General features: G+C 36.4%; 17 protein-coding genes. 7 read left to right on the top strand and 10 right to left on the bottom strand.

The window, feature by feature from the left end:
- Window positions 1-304: 304 nt before the first annotated feature.
- Both ACEPXG_RS00640 and ACEPXG_RS00635 read right to left on the bottom strand, forming a co-directional pair.
- Entirely contained in the window at window positions 305-3,385 is a 3,081-nt protein-coding gene (locus ACEPXG_RS00640) for an SbcC/MukB-like Walker B domain-containing protein (protein WP_391206284.1), read from the bottom strand.
- Entirely contained in the window at window positions 3,382-4,548 is a 1,167-nt protein-coding gene (locus tag ACEPXG_RS00635) for an exonuclease SbcCD subunit D (protein ID WP_391206281.1), read from the bottom strand. Before ACEPXG_RS00635 ends, ACEPXG_RS00640 begins: the two co-directional genes overlap by 4 nt.
- A gap of 127 nt (window positions 4,549-4,675) precedes the next feature.
- Between ACEPXG_RS00635 and putP the strand changes: the two genes are divergently transcribed.
- The 5 genes from putP (at window position 4,676) to ACEPXG_RS00610 (ending at window position 9,536) form a co-directional block, all read left to right on the top strand.
- Entirely contained in the window at window positions 4,676-6,160 is a 1,485-nt protein-coding gene (gene putP, locus ACEPXG_RS00630) for a sodium/proline symporter PutP (protein WP_391206278.1), read from the top strand.
- Window positions 6,161-6,321: 161 nt separating this feature from the next.
- The gene (locus tag ACEPXG_RS00625; RefSeq protein ID WP_391206275.1) at window positions 6,322-7,374 is read left to right on the top strand and encodes a fatty acid desaturase; all 1,053 of its coding nucleotides are present in this window, start codon (window positions 6,322-6,324) and stop codon (window positions 7,372-7,374) included.
- A 90-nt stretch (window positions 7,375-7,464) separates the two neighbouring features.
- Complete coding sequence (locus ACEPXG_RS00620; protein ID WP_391206272.1) at window positions 7,465-8,595, top strand: sensor histidine kinase; 1,131 nt, start codon at window positions 7,465-7,467, stop codon at window positions 8,593-8,595.
- Between the two features lie 3 nt (window positions 8,596-8,598).
- Entirely contained in the window at window positions 8,599-9,198 is a 600-nt protein-coding gene (locus ACEPXG_RS00615) for a response regulator (RefSeq protein ID WP_391206269.1), read from the top strand.
- A 149-nt stretch (window positions 9,199-9,347) separates the two neighbouring features.
- Window positions 9,348-9,536 carry a CsbD family protein gene (locus ACEPXG_RS00610; protein ID WP_391206266.1) on the top strand — a complete coding sequence of 63 codons (189 nt, stop codon included), beginning with the start codon at window positions 9,348-9,350 and terminating at the stop codon, window positions 9,534-9,536.
- 45 nt (window positions 9,537-9,581) lie between these two features.
- On the opposite strand, the gene ACEPXG_RS00605 is transcribed toward ACEPXG_RS00610, so the two are convergent.
- From ACEPXG_RS00605 to ACEPXG_RS00575, 7 genes are all read right to left on the bottom strand, one after another.
- On the bottom strand, window positions 9,582-10,379 hold the full coding sequence (locus ACEPXG_RS00605; protein WP_391206264.1) for a metallophosphoesterase: 798 nt from the start codon (window positions 10,377-10,379) through the stop codon (window positions 9,582-9,584).
- A 10-nt stretch (window positions 10,380-10,389) separates the two neighbouring features.
- Complete coding sequence (locus ACEPXG_RS00600; protein ID WP_391206261.1) at window positions 10,390-11,013, bottom strand: NAD(P)-dependent oxidoreductase; 624 nt, start codon at window positions 11,011-11,013, stop codon at window positions 10,390-10,392.
- 126 nt (window positions 11,014-11,139) lie between these two features.
- Entirely contained in the window at window positions 11,140-11,418 is a 279-nt protein-coding gene (locus ACEPXG_RS00595) for a hypothetical protein (RefSeq protein ID WP_391206258.1), read from the bottom strand.
- 89 nt (window positions 11,419-11,507) lie between these two features.
- Complete coding sequence (locus ACEPXG_RS00590; protein WP_391206255.1) at window positions 11,508-12,212, bottom strand: CBS domain-containing protein; 705 nt, start codon at window positions 12,210-12,212, stop codon at window positions 11,508-11,510.
- 26 nt (window positions 12,213-12,238) lie between these two features.
- Window positions 12,239-13,021: an ABC transporter permease gene (locus tag ACEPXG_RS00585; RefSeq protein WP_391206252.1), complete on the bottom strand. Its 783-nt coding sequence runs from the start codon at window positions 13,019-13,021 to the stop codon at window positions 12,239-12,241.
- Window positions 13,018-13,920, bottom strand: coding sequence for an ABC transporter ATP-binding protein (locus tag ACEPXG_RS00580; RefSeq protein ID WP_391206250.1), 903 nt, complete (start codon window positions 13,918-13,920; stop codon window positions 13,018-13,020). Before ACEPXG_RS00580 ends, ACEPXG_RS00585 begins: the two co-directional genes overlap by 4 nt.
- Window positions 13,917-14,114 (bottom strand): PLDc N-terminal domain-containing protein, encoded by a 198-nt coding sequence (locus tag ACEPXG_RS00575; protein ID WP_391206247.1) that lies wholly within the window; start codon window positions 14,112-14,114, stop codon window positions 13,917-13,919. Before ACEPXG_RS00575 ends, ACEPXG_RS00580 begins: the two co-directional genes overlap by 4 nt.
- Window positions 14,115-14,278: 164 nt before the next feature.
- Here ACEPXG_RS00575 and ACEPXG_RS00570 point away from each other — a divergent pair, with 164 nt between their 5' ends.
- Both ACEPXG_RS00570 and ACEPXG_RS00565 read left to right on the top strand, forming a co-directional pair.
- Window positions 14,279-14,851: a GNAT family N-acetyltransferase gene (locus tag ACEPXG_RS00570; protein WP_391206243.1), complete on the top strand. Its 573-nt coding sequence runs from the start codon at window positions 14,279-14,281 to the stop codon at window positions 14,849-14,851.
- A 12-nt stretch (window positions 14,852-14,863) separates the two neighbouring features.
- Entirely contained in the window at window positions 14,864-15,772 is a 909-nt protein-coding gene (locus ACEPXG_RS00565; RefSeq protein ID WP_391206240.1) for an EamA family transporter, read from the top strand.
- A gap of 78 nt (window positions 15,773-15,850) precedes the next feature.
- Here ACEPXG_RS00565 and ACEPXG_RS00560 read toward each other — a convergent pair whose 3' ends face one another.
- Complete coding sequence (locus tag ACEPXG_RS00560; protein WP_391206238.1) at window positions 15,851-16,750, bottom strand: phosphotransferase enzyme family protein; 900 nt, start codon at window positions 16,748-16,750, stop codon at window positions 15,851-15,853.
- Window positions 16,751-17,068: the final 318 nt, after the last annotated feature.

The following is a 17,068-nucleotide window of genomic DNA, read 5'->3' as shown; positions in this document are numbered from 1 at the left end:
TTTCACCACCTCTTGTAAAAATAATATGTTGAAAGTCGGGAAAGTGTGAAAAATAGCAAGTTCACTCTAGAAAACGAGTGATTTTTTACATTAAATGGCTAAGAGAGACAGAATAGACTACTTAAGCAACCAAATTGATCTTCAAAGCAACGATTTCCTTTATGAGAGCAATCAATTTCTCTACAAAAGCAACCAGTTAGACTATAACAAGCAATTTTCCTGCGCTGAAAACCGCGTTGGATCAATAAGTCATACGCCTTCATACAAAAATGCCACAACCTTCTAGGGTCGTGGCATTTTTTTGCTACTTAAGAACAAATTTCGTCTTACTATAGCCTTCTTTTAGTTTCTCTACTTCCAAAATTGCCGGTATTGCAGCTTTCAACTCCGCTACATGAGATATGACACCAATCATACGACCTGACTTTTGTAAATCAATTAATGTATCAATTGCTTTGTTTAAAGATTCTTCATCAAGGGAGCCGAAGCCTTCGTCGATAAACATGGTGTCGATTCGAATGCTACCTTGGAAGCTCTGAATGACGTCCGCCATTCCAAGTGCGAGACATAGAGAGGCATTGAATTTTTCGCCACCAGAGAGTGTTTTCACATCACGCATTTGTCCTGTGTATGCGTCATATACATCTAAACCAAGCCCACTTTGTTTTCCATGCGTTTCTTGTCGTTCGCTTCTTATTAGATTATACTGACCACCCGATAAATGCTTAAGCCGTTCATTGGCAGCTTGTACAATTTGCTCTAAATACTCGATTTGCACATAACGTTCAAACGATATTTTTGAAGGGTTTTGACCTCTGAGCATGTCATATAAATCAATAATTCGACCTAAATGCTGCTCCAACATGGAAATTCGTTCACTTATCGTTGTAATCTTATCTTCTAGGTCCATCCCTGCTTTTTCATATTCCTTGGAGCTATTCATCATGCGGAATGCTTCTTCATAAGCAACCTTTAGTTGAACGAGTTCTTCTGCTAAAGGAGCCAATTCCACTTTCGTTTTAGTTGCAAGCTGCTCCCGCACTTCTTTTACTTGCTCTTTAAGTGTATGAAGTGTTTGTTTGTATTGGTTGCACTGTTCTTTTAAAATTTCTCGATTATGCTCAGACATTTTTGCTGCCATATACAACTCCATTGTATCGAAGCCTGCTTTTTTCAACGCTTCTTGGAATTGGACATGTGCTCTATCTCTTTTTTCTAATGCCTCATGAGCAGCATCTGTCGTATGGTCAAGTACAAGTAGTGCTTTTGTAAAAACTTGTGTCGCTGATTGTTGTTCTTTTTGTACATGATCCCAAGCCTTTTCTAATTGTTCCTTATACTTTGTAGCCTCTCCTATACGATCATTTAGTTCTTGTAGTGTGGAAATATGGGCTGGAATCGACGCTTTTTTAGATTCATATACCGCTTTTGTTTGCTTTAACAAGCTATTTTGTAGTTGATAGGAATGCTCTACTTCCGTTTTATCCTGCTCAAACTTTTCTACTCTTTGGACGCTTGCCTTATACACATCTCGTAAGTTGGCTAACTCACCTTTTTCTAATCGTAGTTTCTTCACTTCTATTTCAAGTTTTTCAACGTCCTTTTTCAACTGTTCGCTTTCTTGAACAGATAATTGCAATTCCTCGAATCGGACAGACATCTTCTCAACCGTTTCTTGCGCTGTTTCTTTTTGAGAACAAGCTTTTAAGAAACTTGACTCTTGCTTACTTAGCTGACTTTTTAACTTATGCAATTCTTCTTCATTTACGTTATAGGCTTGTACTTCCATACCCGCCCCTCTATGTTCCATGCTTCCGCATACCGGGCAGGCCTCTCCTGCGACAAGTTTAGATGCAAGGATGCTCGCTTGGTTATTCATATATTTACTTTCTACTTCTTGATAAGCATCTTTCATCTCTTGAAAAAGATGCTTTTGTTTCGCTTCCGTTACTTTCAGGGCGTGTAACTGCATTTCAGCTAACATAAATTCTTGCATGAAACTATGTTTCGTTTGCAAAAAAGCAAGTTGTTGTACTTGGTTATCTAATGGCTCTACGTGTTCTTCCAGCTTTTCTATTGCTTCTTTTAATGAGGAGCTTACTTTTTTTTCATCTAAGAATAGATTCGTTTTTGTTAATACTTGATTGTTTAGTTGTTCGTTCTGCTTTTCCAAATCGAGCATTTCAGTTCTTTTTGCTTCGAGCTCTTCAAATAAAGGGATTAGTGTGTTCAACTGAATAAGAGCCTCTACACTTTTTTCCCGAGCTTCTTTTTTATTTACTTCAATTAAATAAGTAACTTCTACTTGTTTAGCTGATTCTTCCGCTGCTATTACGTTTGTTTTCGCCATTTTAAGCAGCGCAGATTTTTCGTTAGCTTCTTGCTTCGATTCTGCATAATAGCCTTCTACCGTTTCAATGGTACTTGCCCGATCGGCAGCTTCTAGCTGACTTTGCTTCCTAGCGTACTCCTCCGATTGTTCTTGTAAGATTTTGAGGCTCTGTTCTTTTACTTCAAGCTCTATAAATCTATCATTTACTGCTTTTGCTTCATGATAAGCTGTTTGTTTCATTGCATGTTTTTCAGAAGCTTCTTTGTAGGCAAGTTCATCTATTTGAATCTTCTCTTTGTAAAATATAGTTTCTTCTTTTAACGCTTCTACTAGCTGATACGTATTAAAACTGCTGGACTCAATCAATTCAAATACACTAGACTCTCGCATTGGTAATGAGGCAAGTATCTGCTCTGTATAACTATTTCGAGCTAATTCTTCTTTTTTCAACTCCGCTTCTGCAATGAGCTTTTTATCTTTCAATCTCTCGCTAATCATTTTATACGGTTCTGTTTTAAAAATTTTGCGCAAAATAGCTTCTTTATTTTCCGTTTGGGAAGTTAGTAGTTTTCGAAATTCACCTTGTGGAAGCATAACTATTTGGCTAAACTGACCTTGCGTTAGCCCAATAATTTCTTCTACTTTTTTGTTTATTTCGGATACGATTTGTCTTTCCACAACTGGTGTTTCGCCTGATTCCACCATTTCAAAAAATTCGTATCTTTCTCCAGTTGCGCTTTTATTTCCTTTTTTCACATGTGGAAGTTGTCTTAAAATTCGATAGGTCCGTTGATGTATTTCAAACGTCAACTCCACAGAAGTATGTGCATCATCTGTTGCAAAATCACTCCGCATCATTTTCGTATCTTGACGATCTTCTCCGCTCCCATATCCATATAATGCAAAGCATATCCCATCAAATATAGTCGTTTTTCCTGCACCAGTTGCACCTGAAATAACGAATAGCCGATTGTTCTGTAGCTCGGTAAAATCAATTGTTTCAGTAGACTTGTAAGGACCAAATGCAGTCATTTTTAGTTGAAGCGGCTTCACGATTTGATCCCTCCTTCACGTTCTTCCATCATTAAGCTTTGTAACACTTCTTTAAATATCTTTTCTGTTTCTTCCGATGGTACTTTTCCGCTTATCTCTGTATAAAATGCTTGAAACAATGTAAAATCATCTATTTTGCTGCGACCTATTTGTCCCTTTTCCCCTGACAATGCGATAGGCTGAAATGCCTTACGTTCTACATGCATGGCATTGGGGTACACTGTCCGAATTTGCTCCATAGGAGATAAGATGGGTGTTTCATCAAGTAGCTTAACAAATACAAAATCTTCGCTGAAGTTCTGTTGCAAAATATCTTGCATATCCCCTTCTACTGTTCGCATATCACGGTTAGGTTTAAGTAATCTTTTTTCAAGTGTGACATTGCCCACCTGATCTAATTGAACAATATAAAATCCTTTTTTATGATGTTCTTCGGAAATGGAATATTTCAATGGAGAGCCTGCATATTGAATCGTTTCATTCAATACATAATGTGCTTGATGAAGATGTCCTAGTGCCGTGTAGTGAAAACGTTTGAACAGTGCAGCATCTACATATTCGGCTCCACCAATAGCAAGCGGTCGTTCCGATTCACTCGTGTTATTCTCCTGCTCACCACGCGGAGTGACAAATGCATGTCCAACAAACACATGCCTTTTCGTGGAGTCTAGCTCTTTTTCGATTTCCTCTACGATTCTTCTCATTGCTTCTTGGTGACTAGTCACTGTTTCATCGTCAAACAGATGCCGTACTTGAGATGGATCTGCATATGGGATTAAATGAAAATGTACTTCTCCAAATTCATCCTGTAATATAACGGGTTTTAACTCTTTATTTAATTGACCTACTATATGTAGGCCTGTTTCTTTCATTAGCATACTTCCAAAGTTTAGTCGGCCCGGACTATCGTGATTTCCAGCAATACTTAGTACAGGTGTATGTCGCTTTAATACGATTTCAGCGAGCAGTTTATCTAATAAATTGACAGCTTCTGTTGGAGGAACGGCACGATCATACAAATCTCCGGAAATGATAATTGCATCCGGCTTTTCGGTATCAATTGCTTCTAGAAATTGATTTAAAACAAAACGCTGTTCTTCCGTCATGTAGACACCTTGCACAAGTTTTCCTAAATGCCAATCTGCGGTATGAAAAAATTTCAATGAAAAAGCCCCTTTCGTACTCTCTTTAAGACTATTTTATCATTACTTGATCGAAAAAAAGTTGTCAAAATATTTGAGTGCAACTACTTGGTTGACATGTTATGATAATTTGGGGAGGAGGATGATTATGTCAACAGAATCTTATCAACTTACAGCCATCATTATTTATATGGCCGCAATGCTTGTTATCGGTTGGTTTTCTTATAGGAAAACCGCAAATTTAACGGATTACATGTTAGGTGGACGCTCACTAGGTCCTGCTGTTACTGCCTTAAGTGCAGGAGCTGCTGATATGTCAGGTTGGTTATTAATGGGGTTACCTGGAGCAATTTATTTTTCAGGGATGGGTCAAGCTTGGATCGCAATCGGTCTTACAATTGGTGCATATTTAAACTGGTTATTCGTTGCACCTAGACTACGTGTGTACACGCAAGTATCCAATGACTCTATTACCATTCCAAGTTATTTAGAAAGTCGTTTAAAACAATCATCACGTCTATTACGTATTGCATCCGGTCTAATTATTTTATTATTCTTCACGTTTTACGTTTCTTCTGGAATGGTAGCGGGCGGGGTATTCTTTGAAAGCTCTTTTGGGCTTGACTATCACACAGGACTTTTAGTTGTATCCGCAGTTGTTGTGGCATACACACTTTTCGGAGGATTTTTGGCAGTTAGTTATACCGATTTCCTTCAAGGTCTTTTAATGTTCCTTGCATTGATATGTGTGCCTATTTTTGGTGTATTTTTGACAGGTGGATTGGGAGAGACAATAGATTCGATTAAATCCGTAGACCCAAAACATCTAAGTCTTTTCGCTGGCACCACTTTCCTAGGTATAATTTCCACAGTTGCTTGGGGTCTTGGATACTTTGGTCAGCCTCATATCATCGTTCGCTTTATGGCAATAAGTTCTGTAAAAGAAACGAAACAAGCACGTCGAATTGGGATTGGTTGGATGATTATAAGTTTAGTTGGGGCAACTGCCACTGCGTTAGTAGGTGTTGCTTACTTTGCGCAAAATCCTAATGCCACTCTAACAAGTCCTGAAGCAGTATTTATCGCTCTTGGACAAATTATTTTCCATCCGTTTATCGCAGGACTTGTACTTGCAGCAGTTTTAGCAGCCATTATGAGTACCATTTCTTCTCAACTAATTGTGACATCTTCCGCATTAATAGAAGATTTATACAAAGCGATTATTAAAACAGATGCATCTGATAAAACATATGTAAACTATGGACGTATTGCTGTACTTCTCGTAGCTATAATTGCTGCAATTCTAGCTTGGGGCGAACATAAAACAATTCTGAAGCTAGTATCGTTCGCATGGGCAGGTTTCGGAGCAGCATTTGGGCCAGTCATTTTACTTTCACTTTACTGGAGAAAAATCACTTCAGCTGGAGCTTTATCTGGAATGATTGTCGGAGCTATAACTGTTGTTATATGGGGTTCAATTGAATCCCTTTCAAGTAATTTATACGAAATCATACCTGGTTTCATCCTTTGTTTAATCGTAACTGTTGTTGTTAGTTTGATGACTTACAAACCAAACGCTGAAATCGAAAGAGAATTTGATGAAACATTACGTTTATTAAAGCGTGATCGCTAATAAATAGTAGGAGCTGGCCGATACTTTCGGTCAGCTTTTTTTTACATACTAAACGACCTATATGACACTTGTCATGTTTATGACTTGACGTTTATGCCTACTCCTAAAACCAACTTCTCTTTATAGTTATGGTAATAATTCTTTTTAGGAGGAATAACATAGTGAGCAGAGAAAAAACACTTGAATTGCGAAAAAAAATAAAACCATTTGAAAATTCCGAGTTGAAAAAAAGTATTTTTCAAATTATAAATACAATACCACCATTTTTTATCCTTTGGTTCTTAGCATACCTAAGTCTGGATATTTCGATTTGGTTGACAGTCGGATTATCCATTATCGCTGCAGGTTTTGTCGTTCGAGTTTTCATCATTTTTCATGATTGTACACATGGATCTTTCTTTAAAAATAAGAAAGCAAATAGCATTACAGGTACCATTACAGGGATCATTACATTGTTTGCTTATGAAAAATGGAAACGTGAACATAATATTCACCATGCTTCAAGTGGAAACTTAGATAAACGCGGTGTCGGTGATATCTGGATGATGACCGTGGACGAATATGTACAAGCATCCCCGATTAAACGACTTTCTTACCGATTGTATCGTAATCCAATCGTTATGTTCGGTTTAGGGCCAGCGTTATTGTATTTAGTAGCTAATCGAGTTAATCGTAAAGATGCTCGAGCTAAAGAGAGAAACAACACTTACTTAATAAATGTTTCCATCGTTGTTCTTTATTCACTTATGATTTGGTTAATTGGATGGCAAGCATTTTTAATCATTCAAGGCACGATTCTTTTCGTCGCTGGTTCATTTGGAATTTGGTTATTCTATGTGCAACATCAATTTGAAGATTCTTATTTTGAAGATGAGTCTGAATGGGATTATGTAAAAGCTGCGGTTGATGGAAGTTCCTATTACAAGTTACCATTGGTATTACAATGGTTAACAGGAAACATTGGTTTTCACCATGTGCATCATTTAAGCCCAAGGGTTCCAAACTACAATTTGGAAAGAGCACATGAATCAACACCGCCTTTACAACAAGCAACGACGATTAATCTTCGTACTAGTTTAAAGTCTATTCATTTCCGCTTATTTGACGATAAAAACAAAAGCTTTGTAACCTTTAAAGAAATTAAGCATCTATTAAAGAATTCTAAAGATGCAGTTAAACTAAATGCTAAAAGTACAAGTCTTGAAGGAAAATAAACTTCACGAAAAACCATTCCTATTTAGACAGGAATGGTTTTTCCTATATAATAGGATGAAAAGAGTGCGTCCAAAATAGAGGTGTAGCAATTGACAAAGTGGTATCAAATATTCCCTAAATATCCGTGGTTAAGTTTTTATGCGTGGATTATTTTCTGTATTTTCCCTTTCTTTTTCATTTTTAAATCCTCCAGCCTATTTGAAATTATCTTTGGTTTAGTATTATTACTATTATTTTTTATCGTTTATCGTTTTTCTTATACTTCCAGTGGATTACTTCTTTATCTATTCGTTTTTGTAGAAATCTCGATTAGTGTGACCATGACTTTTTTATATGGATATATTTATTTTTCCATTTTCTTATCTTTTTTTATCGGAAACATTCAGCACCGAGTAAGCTTTTTCGTTATTTATAGTATTCATTTGCTAGCAACGATTGCTGCAGTTATCATTGGTTTTTTTACACAAATGGACCTTTTCCTAGCCCATTTACCTTACCTAATCGTTTGTTTAATTGGGGTTATTTTATTGCCATTCAACACTTACAACCGGAACAAACGTGAAGTATTAGAAGGACAGTTAGAGGATGCGCAAAAGCGAATTTCCCAATATATCATCATAGAGGAAAGAGAACGGATTGCACGTGATTTACATGATACCCTCGGACAGAAGCTTTCACTTATTGGACTAAAAAGTGATTTAGCTAGTAGACTAATTGACATAAATACAGAAGCCGCCAAAAATGAAATTAATGATATAAATCAAACTGCTCGTTCCGTCTTAAAAGAAGTTCGAGACCTTGTTACTAATATGCGGGGTACGAAGCTAGAAGATGAACTATTTCGTGTGAAACAAATTCTACTTGCTGCGCAAATTACGTATAAAGTGAGCGGAACACCTAAACTAGTTAAAACCCCTCTTCTAGTAGAAAACGTACTAAGTATGTGCTTAAAAGAAGCCGTGACAAACGTTGTAAAACATAGTAAAGCTACTTCTTGTTCTATCTCGATCAAACAGTCTGCGAAGGAAACTTTGCTTAAAGTACATGATAATGGTATTGGCTTAGATGTAAATAAAGATTGGTCTAGTGGCCACGGTCTTCGAGGAATAAAAGAACGATTAGAATTCGTCAATGGTAGCTTGGACATTCATTTGAAAAATGGAACGACTCTTAATATACGCGTACCAAATGTAATACAACAACCGAGACAGGAGGAGTAATGAATGATTCGAATTGTGATAGCAGAAGATCAAAGAATGGTGCTTGGTGCCCTTGGTTCTCTATTAGATTTAGAAGAGGATATGGAGGTAGTTGGGAAAGCGAATAACGGAGAAGAAGCTCTTCAGTTAATCCATCAGTTTCAACCTGATATTTGTATTATGGACATTGAAATGCCTATTAAAAGTGGGCTGGATGCTGCAGATGAATTAAAGGATGAAACATGCAAAGTCATTATATTAACGACTTTTGCTCGAGCTGGCTATTTTGAACGTGCTCGAAAAGCTGGTGTCAGTGGGTACTTACTGAAGGACAGTCCAAGTGAAGAACTCGCTAATTCTATTCGCATTATTATGGATGGGCGACGTATTTACGCTCCCGAACTAGTTGATATTGCGTACGAAGGTGATAATCCTTTAACCGATCGAGAGAGCCAAGTACTTGAATTGATTGCAGATGGAAAAAACACAAAGGAAATTGCGAGAGAGCTCTTCATCACAACCGGAACTGTTCGGAACTACATCTCTGTCATACTAGATAAATTAGACGTAGGCAACCGAATCGAGGCTATTGCTAGGTTTAGAGAAAAAGGTTGGTTTAAATAAGCTTCTATTCTGCTTAAAGAAAAACTTTAAGCAGTTTTTTTATTTCCTTAGTCTTTAATGCTGACAAGGGAATTACACTTCTCCAAGTTTCATAAACTCCTCAAACGGGTAAACAAATACTAGATCAATAATTTAGAGGAGGAGTATAAATGAGTGGATTATCTGACAAAGTAAAAGGAACAGTAAACAAGACAAAAGGGGAAGCAAAAGATCAATTTGGTAATGCAACTGGCGATACAAAATTACAAGCGGAAGGTAAATTCGATAAATTAAAAGGGAAAGCTCAAGAAAAGATTGGAGAAGCAAAAGACCATTTCCACAATGATCATAAAGATTGATGATAATATAAGCTCGCTGCAATTTATAATTGCGGAGAGCTTATATTATTTAGCGCGTAGGGTTACAACTACTAACTCAGGTGTATTGAATACCCGAAAAGGAATCACACTATTTCCAAGTCCTCTACTTACAATCATTTTCGTATCCTTCTCTTCATACAAACCAGCCGTATACTTTGGAAATAACCCTTGTCCTGGGGCTACTAACCCTCCCAGACCTGGAATACGAAACTGACCACCATGCGCATGCCCTGTAAAAACAACATCTAATTGATTGTCCACATAATCTTGAAAGGTTTCAGGTCGATGAGAAAGTACTAAAGTAAAATCTTCTGTTTTTTTAAACTTGTTTAGTGCATCTGCGACAGATACCCCGCTTAATGGATCCTCAATACCAATGATCCGTATGCGTTCGCCATTTTTCCCTATTATCTGCTCTTTATTAGATAATACGTGCACCCCTAAATCCGCTAGCTTTGATTTAATATGCTCCACATCATTCGTAGAAATCTCGTGATTACCTGTCACATAATAAATAGGAGCGATGGATACAATCTGTTCCACTACCTTCAGACTATTACCTAAGTCATATCTATTACTATCAATGAGATCTCCCGTTATAAAGATTAGATCTGGATTGGCATGCTTTATCTTTTTTACAAGTCTTGCTTGATTTTTACCAAAAGTTGCATCGTGTAAATCGGAAATTTGCACAATCTTTAATCCATTAAAACTTGCCGGGATTTTCTTAGACTCCACTGTAATTTCCGTTGTTTTAATGGACTTATTTCCGGTATATAATATAGCGGCAATCACTAGTAGTAAACCTAACCATTTTTTCATTCGTTTTCTCCTAATTTGGACTCATAATTCCGATACGGTAACCAATATGTTTGTTCTCAAAAAATTCTTTAACCGCATATAAAGCAGTATCTCCTGTTGTACTTTTTACTGCCCCGATTGGCAACTGATCTCGTTCGATAATATATGCTTTCGTTGCATCACCGGTAGGTAGGTAAGTTGGACAAACAATCGTCCAGTCTAATGTGGATCTTTTTAACATCTCATACACTTTATGATGTTCTTTTGCTGCAGTGGTAGATTTTCGTTTTGATTCAGATGATTCATATCGAAGGAGGTTTGGATTCACTCGACTGGTTAAAATACCAGCTGTTCCAATAGTGACGACTCGTTTGATTTTTTGTTTCTCCATAATAGAAATAATATGTTCTACAGACTCTGTTAATACTGTCGTTTGATCAGTCCCAAGAGCACTTATGACTGCATCTGCAACTTCTAGTGTTTTTTCTACATTTGAAAATACCCTTGCATCTCCTTGCAATAAGGTTAAATTAGGATGATTTTGGAGCTTTTCTGGTTTTCTCACGAGGGCTATTATTTCAGCATTATTTTCAAGTAATAATGAAAGCATCTCTTTTCCTACACGACCCGTCGCTCCAAATAATGCTATTTTCATATGAAACAGCTCCTTTTACATTATTATACCAAGACAATTATCTTTCATGAAAAAAAGTACTCCTGTATATGACTACAGAAATACTTTTAAATGTCGATAATTGTTATTTCCCAGGAAATAACTTTATTAGTAATTCCTAAAGTTAAAGAATAAAGCAAACATAGCGCTATAAAAAAGAATGACCAAGACTATACTAATAGCCATCCAAATAAGTGATGCACGTGCATAATTGCGGCGTGGATCTGCATTTCCAAACCCCCAAACAAAAAGCATCACGATGTTTACGATAGGTATAATCATAATAAGCATCGTAATGAGCCACTCACCTACTGACATTTCACTTGCTGTTTTATGAACAACGTTATTTTGAGTTTCTTGCGTTTGTACCATTTCATTTGATTCCATAATAAGTCCCCCTTTTCCCACAATATGTGTCTTCTCCATTTTACTAGAAAACTGATGAGAATAGTCCTTACTACGAATGGTTTATACTATTATTTTATCTTCATCATGCTCATAGGTGTAACAATGCCTATAAGATTTGTATTAGGTTTGCCATCTTCTGTTATCAGAAGAGCTTCTAGACGTCTCCCTCTTGTAATAGCGGCTTTGAAAATTTCCAAAGCTTCATACACTGATGCATTTCTTCCTATAAATTGATGATTTTCTCTACCATTTTCATGTGTCAGAATTTCACCTAATGTAGTCTTCTTCCTAGAAAAAGATGCTGAGTCTACAGTACTTGCCAACCACATTGTAATTCCAACAGGTGTTATAAGCCCTTTAAATTCCGTACCATCATACACAGGAAACTGATTATACTTTTTGTCCGAAATTACTTTCAATGCATAACTCAAAAAGTCCGTTCTTTGAAAAGTTGTCACCTTTGTCTGAAACATATTTCCAACAGTAATAGGTTTCGTCAGAGCAACTTCCATCTCTTCCATTTTCAATACAACATCTTCATGTGGCTCTGCAATGGCATACTCCGTCGAGGTGCGATGATGAATAATTGCATTTCTAAGGTCCCCATATTCGCGCAGATCTGCCTCGTATCTTCTAATAATTGCATTCTTTTTTTTCGCCATGTCAATTACGCGAAAAAAGGCAAGATGATCCTGAGTCCCTATAATTTCCTTCATCAATTGGTCTATCCGATTATACGCTGTAATAAAACGATCTGAATTGCGAACGGTCATCTCTTCTCACCTCGAGTAAATATTTATTAAATCTTTGTCTTCGAAACATTCTTTTTAGCAAAATAAATTGCACCTGTTATAAATATAGCTATCGCTAATAGCGTAATGAGTAAACTCCAAACAAAAGGTGTCTTATCAACAGAACCCATTAATAGATCACCCGCATACATCGGGATCTTCCATGGAGAAATTGTCCAATACGTTCCAATTAATCCATAGACAATTTGAGCGACTATAACAAGTGTCAAAGAAACGGCAGATGCGATACCCGTCGAAAATACTGCGCTAGTGAATAACACAATACTAATAACAAATAATAGCCAGACAATATACGTTGCAAGAAATTTGATAAACGCTACTGCATCAACTACTCCAAAAAGGACATACGTATAATATAAATTTGCTAACAACCCAAGTACCACGCTACCTATAATAAGTATGCACATAATAACTAATTTGCTATACACATAACTAGAATACGTTATCGGTCGCACGTATAGCAGCGTTGCTGTTCCATTTTTTCGTTCCCTTGCAATAATTCCAGCAAAACCAAGTGTTACGACGAGCATTCCGATAAATTGATATTGGCTAATCGTTGACATAACAACTTGCTCTGGGGTAAGTTCAGGGAATTGAAAAACCGTTCCTTCCGGCATATTACCTACTGTACTTAAAATTTGAGGTAAATAATAATTCGTTAATGGCTCTGAAATACCAAATAGTATAAACACTAAAGGAATCCACAGAATTTTAAAATTTCGTACATTTTCGCGCCACTCTTTTTGGAATAAAACCGAAAAATTACTCATCCTTTATTCACCACCTGTAAAAAAATTTCTTCTAGACTAGCCGTTGCCCGCTCCACCTTCGATAAAATTAAACTACTGTCTGCAAGCATATACAATATTTCATTCATCGGAGGTTTTGCATTTTCAATAGGAATAAAAGCAACTGCTCCTTCCTGCCAAGTCGGCCATGGGGCGGTTTTTACAAATTGCGCCGCTTCTTCACTATCCAAGAAGAAAACTTTGTACAAAGGATTGGCATATTTTTCGAGAACTTCTCGCATAGAACCTTGTTCGACTAACTTTCCCTTTCGTAAAAATAATAATTGGTCGGTCATTTCTTCTGCGTCATTTAAAATATGGGTCGAATACAAAATAGTCGTCGTTGTCTGCAATTCTTTTAGCAAATTCATAATTTCGCGTCTTCCAATTGGATCTAAAGCAGACACTGGTTCATCCAATAGAAGTAATGAAGGTTTATGAACGATTGCTTGCGCTAAACCTAATCGTTGTTTCATTCCCCCGGAAAATGTACCCGTCTTTTTCTTTTTTGCATCTCCAAGACCAACAAATTCAAGCGTCTTTTCCGCTTCTAGTTTCGCAATTTTAGGATCTATCCCACTTAACTTGGCAGTCATTTCAATAAATTCAAGTGCCGTTAACCATGAATAAAACTGAGGATATTGTGGCAAAAATCCAATTTCTCTTCGGATATCCCCTATAATTTCTCCGTCCATTACGATTGATCCATTCGTTTGCTTTAGCAATCCGGCAAGCATAGACAAAGTAGTTGTTTTTCCTGCCCCATTTGGTCCGATTAATGCAGTTGCCGTGTTTTTATTTAACGAAAAAGTTATGTTATCTACTGCTTTTTCATTTCCATATTCTTTTGTTAGTCCTTGCATATGAAGTAATGTTTTCATTCATTTCTTCTCCCAAAAATGAAGTATATAATTGATCCAATTATATTCGTCAAAATAATAATAATCGCCCACAACCACTTGGGTCCATTCGTACTCTTTACACGGATTAGGTCGACAATAGCAACAATCATTATGATAAGTTCAATAATTGCAAGCGGTAGTACAAGCATCCACGGTATAGATTCAAAATTCATGGTAATTCCCCCTTTGTTTAGTTAACACTATTCTACTACATATAGAACAGAAAAAGTTCAAAAAAATAAAATAATTTATAAAAGGGGATTTAAGCAACTTTTATAGGCAACATAAATAGTATTTACACGATATGTTATAATAGAGCGTTGGAAGGTGAATAAAAATGGACATATTAATTAGAAATGCACGTAAAGAAGATGCACTCGAAGCTGTTCCACTTATTATGGAAGCAATTGGAGACATCTCAATGCAAATGACAGGCGAAACAGAAGAAGTAGAAATAACGAAAGAGTTCGTGCAATTATTTACTCGGACAGACAATCGGCATTCCTATCTACATTCATATATAGCAGAAATGGAAGGGAAAGTTGCAGGAGTCCTTGTGTTTTATTCTGCAGAGCAAGTGGTTACACTAGATGCAAATTTAGAGGCATATCTTTCGAATAAAAAAGGAGCTCCCATTAAAATAGATCCTGAAACATTACCTGGAGAATGGTATATAGATACGGTAGTAGTAGATCCTACATATCGCGGACATGGTATTGGTACAAAGCTTTTAACATATGCAGAAAACCTAGTTAAAAAAGTTGGTGGTGGAAACCTTTCTTTAAATGTTGAGACGGAAAAAGAATCCGCAATTCGCTTGTATAATCGGCTAGAATTTGTTACTGTATGTCCTTGGACAATTATTGGTCAGACCTTTCATCATATGGTGAAGACGGTTGACGCCAATTAAAGGAGAATTTTTATGAAATTATGGATTTATCCCCTTATGGTTGTTTTTGCAGCCAGCTGTTATGGGACTTTATCGACGATGGTGAAGCTTGCAATTAGGGATGGCTATACAGCTTCAGAAGCAATTGCGAGTCAATATATTATGGGTTTTCTTTTAGCATTAGTTATCTATTTGTTAACACAACGAAAGCTTCCCCGTTTACACGGTGGATTTAAAATTATTTTATTAGCTGGTATTTTTACTGCTACGACAGGAATTGTATATGGACAAGCACTTATCTACTTACCAGCTTCTCTAGCAGTTGTTATGTTATTTCAATTTACATGGGTTGGTACGCTAATCGATTGCATTTTAAGAAAACGGTTGCCAAAAAGACCAGAAGTTATTTCACTCATTATTTTATTTATCGGAACCATTTTAGCTGCTGGTGTTCTTGATGTCGATTTGAGCGGTATTGACTGGAGAGGCTGGGTATATGGGTTTGCTGCTGCGGTTTCATTCTCTTTTAATATGAATGTCAATACGAAGCAAGTGGAAGGAATGAATACGACGACTCGTCTACTATTTGTTTCTTTTATCGCTGCGGTAATGATTGCTATCTTCCAAACACCTGAAATTGTATGGAATGGAAAATTGTTTATGGAACCACTTTTCTTTTACGGGTTAGCTCTTGGTTTACTAGGCATTATCGTTCCCATTTACTTTTTCGTCATTGCTGTACCAAAAGTGGGAGGCGCTATGTCATCCATTTTAAGTGCAATGGAATTACCTGTAGCTGTTATTGTTTCGGTTATCGTGTTAAGTGAGGCACTTTCCGGGTTACAAATTGTTGGTATAGTCGTCATTTTACTGGGTATGTGTATACCCACACTTGCTAGTATTTCGAAAAGTAAAAAACGACAAACAACCCTAGGTAAATAAACTAAAACAGACAAGAATGGTCAAAATTAGACTCTTCTTGTCTTTTTGCTTAAAGATTTTCACCTCTTTTGAAGTCGTTTATACATAAATAGAAAAATCCGTAATACCTGCGTATGGAATTTGGTTCTTAATTTTTTCCTCCAGTTCTTTTAATGTATATATTTGCCATCCTTCTAAATTGTTCATATGCCACTTACGCATAAATAATTGATACAAAAAAATCTCTCTTAATTTCAGGAAAATAGGAATTTGTTCAATCATATCCTCATGAAGTACATTTTCTGATTGATAACCCGCAAAGAAATGATTCATAAATATATGAGTGAAACTATCTGTATTACCATTGTAAGAATGATGTTGCCAGTATGCATGATAGAAAGATACCGCGATATCTTGGGCATACCAATTATAGGAACATTCATCGAAGTCAATTGTATTTAGGGTGCCTTCGTTCGAAATGATTAAGTTGCCTTGATGAAAATCATTATGAATTAAACCAAATGTATCTGGCGTAATTTTGTATGTACATAGGATCTGCATCAATCTATCGTATTCCTCCTTTACCCAAGGAAGTAAACCCCCTCCTATATCAAATACATCTGGATTTTCAACTGTCCATACAGGTCGACTTATTTCTTCAACCCTATATTGTTTGGATAGCTCATGCATCCTTCCTAATACTCTTCCCCACAGTTCAAATGTCTTTACATTCCAATGAAGTTCGTTGGTAACATCCATTTCATCCCCCTTAATAAATTCAAAATACGTTTTTACTCTTCCATCTTCATACCCTATAGTCATTTCTGGCTTCGACATAGCAACTCCATGTTCATGTAAAAAATTCATCCATTCGATTTCCTGCAAAATCATTTCTTTTGTCTTCTTCTTATCAGAAATTCTAACTACTCTTCCCTCTTCCTCAAGATGAAATATATCATTATGAAATCCTCCGTCCAACCGGATACGATTTTCTTCCATTCTGTTTCACCCTCACTCAACTTTCAAATTGAAACTATCTATAGATTTACTTTATCACAAAGTTTTTCAACAAAATTAAAACTGAGGACATTTAATACCTGCCCTCAGCATTTTTAATTCTACTCTTTTTCAACTCGTATAAATCGTAAATTCCATTGTTGTTGCTTTTAAATTCAATCTATTTTTTGCTTGTAATTTTTAATAACGCTAGTAACGATCGAAGTTAATCCTAAAATAATAAGCAAACTAACTATAAAGAACGCCCGTGTACGCTTGTTCTTCATTTTGTTTCCCTATTGTATTTCCTAATAAGGGAAA

Source organism: Psychrobacillus sp. L4 (assembly GCF_042944905.1).
GTDB lineage: Bacteria > Bacillota > Bacilli > Bacillales_A > Planococcaceae > Psychrobacillus.
The sequence above is the reverse complement of the archived record's forward strand: the minus strand, read 5'-3'. Positions and strand labels throughout refer to the sequence as shown.

Coding starts and splice junctions, on each gene's coding strand:
- putP (WP_391206278.1), top strand. CDS start 4,676: ATGTCAACAGAATCTTATCAACTTACAGCCATCATTATTTATATGGCC.
- ACEPXG_RS00615 (WP_391206269.1), top strand. CDS start 8,599: ATGATTCGAATTGTGATAGCAGAAGATCAAAGAATGGTGCTTGGTGCC.
- ACEPXG_RS00610 (WP_391206266.1), top strand. CDS start 9,348: ATGAGTGGATTATCTGACAAAGTAAAAGGAACAGTAAACAAGACAAAA.
- ACEPXG_RS00605 (WP_391206264.1), bottom strand. CDS start 10,379: ATGAAAAAATGGTTAGGTTTACTACTAGTGATTGCCGCTATATTATAT.
- ACEPXG_RS00600 (WP_391206261.1), bottom strand. CDS start 11,013: ATGAAAATAGCATTATTTGGAGCGACGGGTCGTGTAGGAAAAGAGATG.
- ACEPXG_RS00595 (WP_391206258.1), bottom strand. CDS start 11,418: ATGGAATCAAATGAAATGGTACAAACGCAAGAAACTCAAAATAACGTT.
- ACEPXG_RS00590 (WP_391206255.1), bottom strand. CDS start 12,212: ATGACCGTTCGCAATTCAGATCGTTTTATTACAGCGTATAATCGGATA.
- ACEPXG_RS00585 (WP_391206252.1), bottom strand. CDS start 13,021: ATGAGTAATTTTTCGGTTTTATTCCAAAAAGAGTGGCGCGAAAATGTA.
- ACEPXG_RS00580 (WP_391206250.1), bottom strand. CDS start 13,920: ATGAAAACATTACTTCATATGCAAGGACTAACAAAAGAATATGGAAAT.
- ACEPXG_RS00575 (WP_391206247.1), bottom strand. CDS start 14,114: ATGAATTTTGAATCTATACCGTGGATGCTTGTACTACCGCTTGCAATT.
- ACEPXG_RS00570 (WP_391206243.1), top strand. CDS start 14,279: ATGGACATATTAATTAGAAATGCACGTAAAGAAGATGCACTCGAAGCT.
- ACEPXG_RS00565 (WP_391206240.1), top strand. CDS start 14,864: ATGAAATTATGGATTTATCCCCTTATGGTTGTTTTTGCAGCCAGCTGT.
- ACEPXG_RS00560 (WP_391206238.1), bottom strand. CDS start 16,750: ATGGAAGAAAATCGTATCCGGTTGGACGGAGGATTTCATAATGATATA.